General features: G+C 42.9%; 6 protein-coding genes. 3 read left to right on the forward strand and 3 right to left on the reverse strand.

Features of this window, described 5'->3' with window-relative positions; genetic code table 11:
• Window positions 1-397: 397 nt before the first annotated feature.
• From L0J61_RS08265 to L0J61_RS08275, 3 genes are all read left to right on the forward strand, one after another.
• Entirely contained in the window at window positions 398-658 is a 261-nt protein-coding gene (locus tag L0J61_RS08265) for a DUF4212 domain-containing protein (protein WP_301465973.1), read from the forward strand.
• Window positions 659-661: 3 nt separating this feature from the next.
• Window positions 662-2,530 (forward strand): sodium:solute symporter family protein, encoded by a 1,869-nt coding sequence (locus L0J61_RS08270; RefSeq protein WP_301465974.1) that lies wholly within the window; start codon window positions 662-664, stop codon window positions 2,528-2,530.
• A 173-nt stretch (window positions 2,531-2,703) separates the two neighbouring features.
• Window positions 2,704-3,249 carry a hypothetical protein gene (locus L0J61_RS08275; RefSeq protein ID WP_301465975.1) on the forward strand — a complete coding sequence of 182 codons (546 nt, stop codon included), beginning with the start codon at window positions 2,704-2,706 and terminating at the stop codon, window positions 3,247-3,249.
• A gap of 105 nt (window positions 3,250-3,354) precedes the next feature.
• Here L0J61_RS08275 and L0J61_RS08280 read toward each other — a convergent pair whose 3' ends face one another.
• The 3 genes from L0J61_RS08280 to L0J61_RS08290 all read right to left on the reverse strand — a co-directional run.
• Window positions 3,355-3,960, reverse strand: coding sequence for a rhomboid family intramembrane serine protease (locus L0J61_RS08280; protein ID WP_301465976.1), 606 nt, complete (start codon window positions 3,958-3,960; stop codon window positions 3,355-3,357).
• 39 nt (window positions 3,961-3,999) lie between these two features.
• Window positions 4,000-5,025 carry a 5'-nucleotidase gene (locus L0J61_RS08285; protein WP_301465977.1) on the reverse strand — a complete coding sequence of 342 codons (1,026 nt, stop codon included), beginning with the start codon at window positions 5,023-5,025 and terminating at the stop codon, window positions 4,000-4,002.
• 347 nt (window positions 5,026-5,372) lie between these two features.
• A partial coding sequence (locus L0J61_RS08290; protein ID WP_301465978.1) for a TRAP transporter large permease occupies window positions 5,373-6,265 on the reverse strand: 893 nt, incomplete at its 5' end.

Raw genomic sequence — 6,265 nt, forward strand, 5'->3', positions numbered from 1 at the left:
GTGATAGTAACAAACATTTTTATAACAATTGTTTATATCGTCGTAATCTTTACTGATTTATTTGCAGCAATACGAACTTGAAAATGATAGACTAAATATTATAAGCATTGAAGCTTATTAAATATTCAGGTTTTTCAAGGTTATTTAATACCACAAAAAAACTTTAAGACGCTTGTCAGGAAGACGAGATAGTAACAAAACAGCGGAATGTACTCCCTCTCCTATCTTCCTAAAATACTTCCTGTTTAAAGCGCTCTTCAATCGATTGATTTTACGCACGTTGATGGTTCTTTGTAATCTAGCAGTAAAGTTATCTAAGCATATAAATGCTCTGTAAATAGTTTAAATAAGCTTAGATAAACAATAATATTTTAGGTAAGACAAAAGGAGTTGTCCTATGGATAAACACAACGATTCATCTGGGTATTGGCGCGCCAATATCCGTCTCATCTTAGGTAGCCTAGTCATTTGGGCCCTATGTTCTTATGGTTTTGCTATCCTCCTACGCCCTGTCCTAGCAGGTATTAAAATAGGTGGTACCGACTTGGGCTTTTGGTTCGCTCAACAGGGTTCCATTGGTATTTTTATCGTCTTAATTTTCTTCTACGCTTGGCGGATGAATAATTTGGACAAACAATACGGCGTAGACGAGGAATAACCCATGAGTCAATATCTAATTAATATTATATTTGTAGGTCTGTCCTTCGCTCTTTACTTTGGTATTGCGATTTGGGCCCGTGCAGGAACGACCAGTGAGTTTTACGTGGCGGGTGGCGGTGTTCACCCTGTCGTAAACGGTATGGCAACAGCCGCTGACTGGATGAGTGCTGCATCATTTATTTCTATGGCAGGTCTGATTGCTGCTGGTGGTTATGGTGCATCCACATATTTAATGGGTTGGACAGGTGGTTATGTACTGCTTGCCATGCTATTAGCACCTTATTTACGTAAGTTTGGTAAGTTCACTGTGCCAGACTTCATTGCCGATCGTTTCTATTCAAAAACTGCTGCCATGATTGCAGTTCTTTGTTTGATCGTCGCTTCAACCACTTATGTTATCGGTCAGATGACAGGTGCTGGTGTAGCGTTCTCACGCTTCTTAGAAGTTGAAAATGATACTGGCCTTATCATTGCTGCTGTGGTTGTATTTTTCTATGCGGTATTGGGCGGTATGAAAGGCATTACCTATACTCAGGTGGCTCAGTATGTCGTTCTTATGATTGCTTATACTATTCCAGCCGTTTTCATCTCGCTTGAGCTAACTGGTAACCCCATCCCAGGACTGGGTTTATTTTCTAATCATGTAGAATCAGGCGTTCCTGTTCTTACTAAACTTGATCAAGTTGTGACTGACCTCGGCTTTACTGCTTATACCGCTGATGTACCTAATAAGCTTAATATGGTGTTATTCACTTTATCACTTATGATCGGTACAGCAGGTTTGCCACACGTTATTATTCGCTTCTTCACGGTTCCTAAGGTAGCTGATGCTCGTTGGACAGCTGGTTGGACGCTAGTATTTATTTCATTACTATACTTCACAGCCCCTGCAGTTGGTGCAATGGCACGTTTAAACTTGGTAGATACTATCTATCCACAAGGAGTTGCAGAAGCACCTTTAGAATACGATCAACGTCCAGATTGGATGAGAACGTGGGAAGACACTGGTCTCATTAAGTATAACGATCTAAATAATGATGGTCGTATTCAGATGTATAACGATAGTGGGCTTGGTGCAGCTGAGCTTGCCTTGACCAATGCACAAACTGAAGGTGGTGATGTAGGTGCTGCGACAACGGCTGTTGCAACAGCTCAAGCAGTACATGATGCAGAGCTTGACGGACGTTTCGCAGACGCTGGTTGGGCTGGTAACGAGCTTGATGTTAATAACGACATTCTAGTATTGGCCAACCCAGAAATCGCGCAGTTACCACCTTGGGTTATCGGTCTTATCGCCGCTGGTGGTTTGGCAGCAGCATTGTCAACAGCAGCAGGACTATTGCTTGCTATCTCATCTGCTATTAGTCATGATTTGATTAAACGAAATCTTAATCCGAACATTACCGATAAAGGTGAATTGCAAGTTGCTCGTATCTCTATGGGTGTGGCGATTGTTATCGCAACGTGGCTTGGCTTGAACCCACCAGGGTTTGCGGCACAGGTAGTTGCTTTAGCCTTTGGTATTGCTGGCGCTTCATTGTTCCCAGCACTAATGATGGGTATTTTCTCTAAGCGTATTAACAACCTTGGTGCCATCTGCGGTATGTTATCTGGCTTACTGATTACTCTGGTTTACATCTTTGTATTCAAAGGCTGGTTCTTCATCAGTGGTACTGCAAACTTCCCTGATACAGCAGAATACTGGTTGTTCGGTATCTCGCCATTATCATTTGGTGCAGTTGGTGCATTGATCAACTTTGCAGTAGCCTTCATCGTGTCTTACTCGACCAAGGCGCCACCTCTACACATTCAAGAGTTGGTTGAAAGCGTACGCTCTCCGCGCGGCGCTGGCGGTGCAGTCGACCACTAAACTGACGAATGATGATACATATTCTGTTAATATACATCACTCACAAGCAGTCACTGCTTGTGAGTGATTTTTTTATCTCACCATTATCAAACGATTTTTAGGTTTTTCTGTATCAAACATACCTGACCAAAGGTGCCTGATTAAAAATCACCTAACACATTAAGGAACTTTTTATGCTTTTTGAGTTTATCGCCACCATTGCTGCTGCATTCGGAATGGCTGGGATAGCACTAATCATAACTCACCTCTGCAAACTGTCTGGCAAACGCGCACCGAAATGGCTGGTTCCGCTATTTGCCGCAGTTGGTATTTTTGCTTTTCAGATACATCAAGAGTACAACTGGTATGGTCAACAGGTAAACAAGTTGCCCGAAGGCGTAGAAGTAGTGAAAACTGCAGAAAGTACAGCATGGTTTCGCCCATGGTCCTATATCAAACCACAAGTACTGCGCTTCATAGCAGCAGATACTGGCAACACCATCGTACAGGTCGATAACCCAGATATTTACTTGATCAATCTTTATTTATTCGAAAGACGTAGAAGCGCTCAAAAGGTACCACAAGTCATAGACTGCGCCGCTCCTGCACGCGCCGATTATGTGATACCCACCGAAGACAACACCCTGCCGATTAAAGAACACGTAGAGCAGACAACGGCGTGGCGCACACTAGCAAAAGACGATCCATTATATATTAATGTTTGCACTGACCTGAGTTAACCCTTCTGTAAATAAGAACGCAGTTAGCACACGATTTGAATGAATTTAGATAGTAAAATGCGATTGAGCAAATAAGTGGCACTTGGACCGTTAATAACTGGAGCGTTAATAGCGAGAAGCGCTCACCTCGTAGGTATGCTTGGAGTTAGCACCTAACAACAATCCGGCGCACAAGCCACCAAAGTGCGCCGCAAATGAAATGCCTTGCTGAGGCATCAACCCCTGCTTGATAGTCAACCAATAACCAGTCCCCATCACGATACAAGCAAGTAAGTAGCCCCAACGCCGAGCAAAGACAGCGCCGCCTATCATATAACCAAGCATGGCAAAACATAACCCTGACGCACCTATATGAATAGATGATGGCGAGCCAATAACCCAAGTAACCAGTCCCGATGCAATCACCAGTTTAATAACGGTACGATAGGCATTTTTTTCAAACAGTCCAAATAAAAATAAAATCTGCAATAACGTCACTGTATTACCAAGCAGATGAGGAAAATTACCATGCATCGTCCACGAGGCAAGCACCCCTATCATGCTGCCCACATCTAGAGCGCGTGGCACGATACCGAATATATTCCACAACCCAAACAGGGAAAATTCATTCAGAAAATACATACCCCACATCGGTATAAATATAAAAGCGTATAAGCCAACGACCTGCTTAATACGTGCCACTATCAAGGTGATTAGCTGCTGCCAATTCATATCGTTATATATCCTTTCAACCTTTCTAAATTAAACCCTCTACTGCTCTATCGGCTTGAACAATAAAGTGGCTTCCTCATCAGCGGCCAGATGACTATCACTATGTAACAATGATGTAGAGTGATAAGGCACTAAAGCAGTCGGCATAAAACGACGGGCCGCGTCAATATGCTTGATAGAATCATCAAAAAAGATATGCGGTGCAAATGTCCTTAGCACTGCTGTTTTTTCCAAACCACCCAAGAAAAACGCCATGTCGACGTCCACACCCCACTCCCGTAGCGTTTTAATCGCACGCAGGTCGGCAGGGGCATTACGAGCGGTCACCAAAGCTATCTTAATCGGAGAGTAACTAAGACCTGCAGGCAAACGCTCCTGTAAGTTGGATAGCTTAATCAATAGCTCTGCATAAGGCCCTTTTTCAATCGGTAAATCACGCATTTTCGCTTCATGGTCATGAAATGCGCGTAGCCCTTTCTGTTTATAAAGCAACTCACCTGAGTCATCAAAGAGCACCGCGTCACCATCAAAAGCAATACGAAGCTGCTGAGTATCCAACTCATAAGTATTAACAGGAGTCGCATCGAGTATCGCACAAGCACAAATATTGGCATCCGTAACTTGCTGTGCGTCTTCACGGTTGGTGGTCAAAAACAAATCGACATTAAAGTCTTCAATGTAGGGGGCAACAGAACTTCCTGAAATAAACGCTGAGCGTGAGATATTGAGGTCATGTTCCAAGATTGCGTTGAGCACTTGGATACCTGTATCTGGGCTACTTTTGGAGACGATGACGACCTCCACCAATGGTGTTTCAAGCTCAACGTTTTGTATGTCATCACGGCAATATTGATTGAGATTTAATAACGCCTTAATCAAAGGATAACCTGCCCCGATATTTAAAGGATTATTTTCACGCTCAATCATATAGCCCCGGAACTCTTTTATCGCACTTTCAGGTCGTTGGACTAACAACTGCGATAGATAGTTCTCAGATTCGGTTAAATCAAAAAGTGCCGTTGCCGAGATCGCAACGATTAGTGTATCCGTAAAATCGACTGCCATAATAAGAGGTCTCAGCTTATAAATTTAAATGTGATTGTATCAGTTGATTTATCTAAAAAGCACAGGTTGCGCCGATAAGCTATTTGATATCCATGCGTCTCTGCAACGTTTGAGGTAAGCTTAGCCGCATGGTTCTGCGTAAAAAATGAACACTACAGCATCAATTATTGTAGCAAGTAAAATCTATCAGGTAAGTAATGCTTTTATTACCGCTTTTGAAACCAATGCGCCAGTTTTTCTCGCACATAAAAAAACCATATTGCTATAAAACAATATGGTCTTATCCATTAATTCTCAATGACGAAAACAGATGCACTCAAAGACTGCAACGTCGAGATCACACCTATCTAAGATAATAACACTAGCGAAATGGCTGGGAATGCCACCAATATCACTAAGCGTAGTACATCTGAGACAATGAAAGGCGATACCCCGCGAAACATGTCTGACAGCTTAATATGTGGTGCCATCGCCTTAATCACAAAGATATTCATCCCCATCGGTGGCGTAATCAAGCCAAGCTCTACCGTCAGTACGGCGACAATACCAAACCAAACTGGATCAAACCCTAATGCCACGATAATTGGAAACACTACTGGAATAGTAATTACCAGCATCGCCAAGGCATCCATAAATAGCCCGAGCAAAAAATACATAACCAAGATACAGAGCAGTATCACCATCGGGCTCACGTCTAGCGTTCCAATCCAACTTGCTAACGTATAAGACAGACGCGAAACAGAAATAAAGTAACCCAAAGCCTCCGCACCCAGTAGCATAAAGAACACCACTGCTGATAAAGCGAGCGTTTCAATCAGTGACTGCTTAAGCCCTTTGATACGCATACCTTTGACAAAAGCGTAAGCCCAAGAGACAAATGCACCGACCGCGGCACCTTCAGTTGGTGTAAATAACCCAAAGAAAATACCAGCGATAATCACAATAAAAATGAAGGTAAATGGGATCAGTCCTGTCAACGCCAGAAATTTATCTTTCCAAGACGTTGGCTCACCACGTTTGGCTAAATGTGGCTTCCAACGTACCATAATCATGACAGTAAGCGAATACATTAGCATGCCCAGCATACCTGGTAAAAATCCGGCAATAAACATATCACCGACAGACTGCTGTGTTAAAACTGCATAAACCAGCAAGGCAATACTAGGTGGAATCATAATTCCTAACGGGTGGTGTGTCAGAAAGTATGCTGGAGTAATAAAAGAAGGGTGACAGCCGAAGC

It is taken from the genome of Psychrobacter sp. (genome assembly GCF_030457785.1).
Classification (GTDB): domain Bacteria; phylum Pseudomonadota; class Gammaproteobacteria; order Pseudomonadales; family Moraxellaceae; genus Psychrobacter.

Excerpts from the sequence above, each read along its gene's own strand:
- L0J61_RS08265 (WP_301465973.1), top strand. The coding sequence starts at position 398 with ATGGATAAACACAACGATTCATCTGGGTATTGGCGCGCCAATATCCGT.
- L0J61_RS08270 (WP_301465974.1), top strand. The coding sequence starts at position 662 with ATGAGTCAATATCTAATTAATATTATATTTGTAGGTCTGTCCTTCGCT.
- L0J61_RS08275 (WP_301465975.1), top strand. The coding sequence starts at position 2,704 with ATGCTTTTTGAGTTTATCGCCACCATTGCTGCTGCATTCGGAATGGCT.
- L0J61_RS08280 (WP_301465976.1), bottom strand. The coding sequence starts at position 3,960 with ATGAATTGGCAGCAGCTAATCACCTTGATAGTGGCACGTATTAAGCAG.
- L0J61_RS08285 (WP_301465977.1), bottom strand. The coding sequence starts at position 5,025 with ATGGCAGTCGATTTTACGGATACACTAATCGTTGCGATCTCGGCAACG.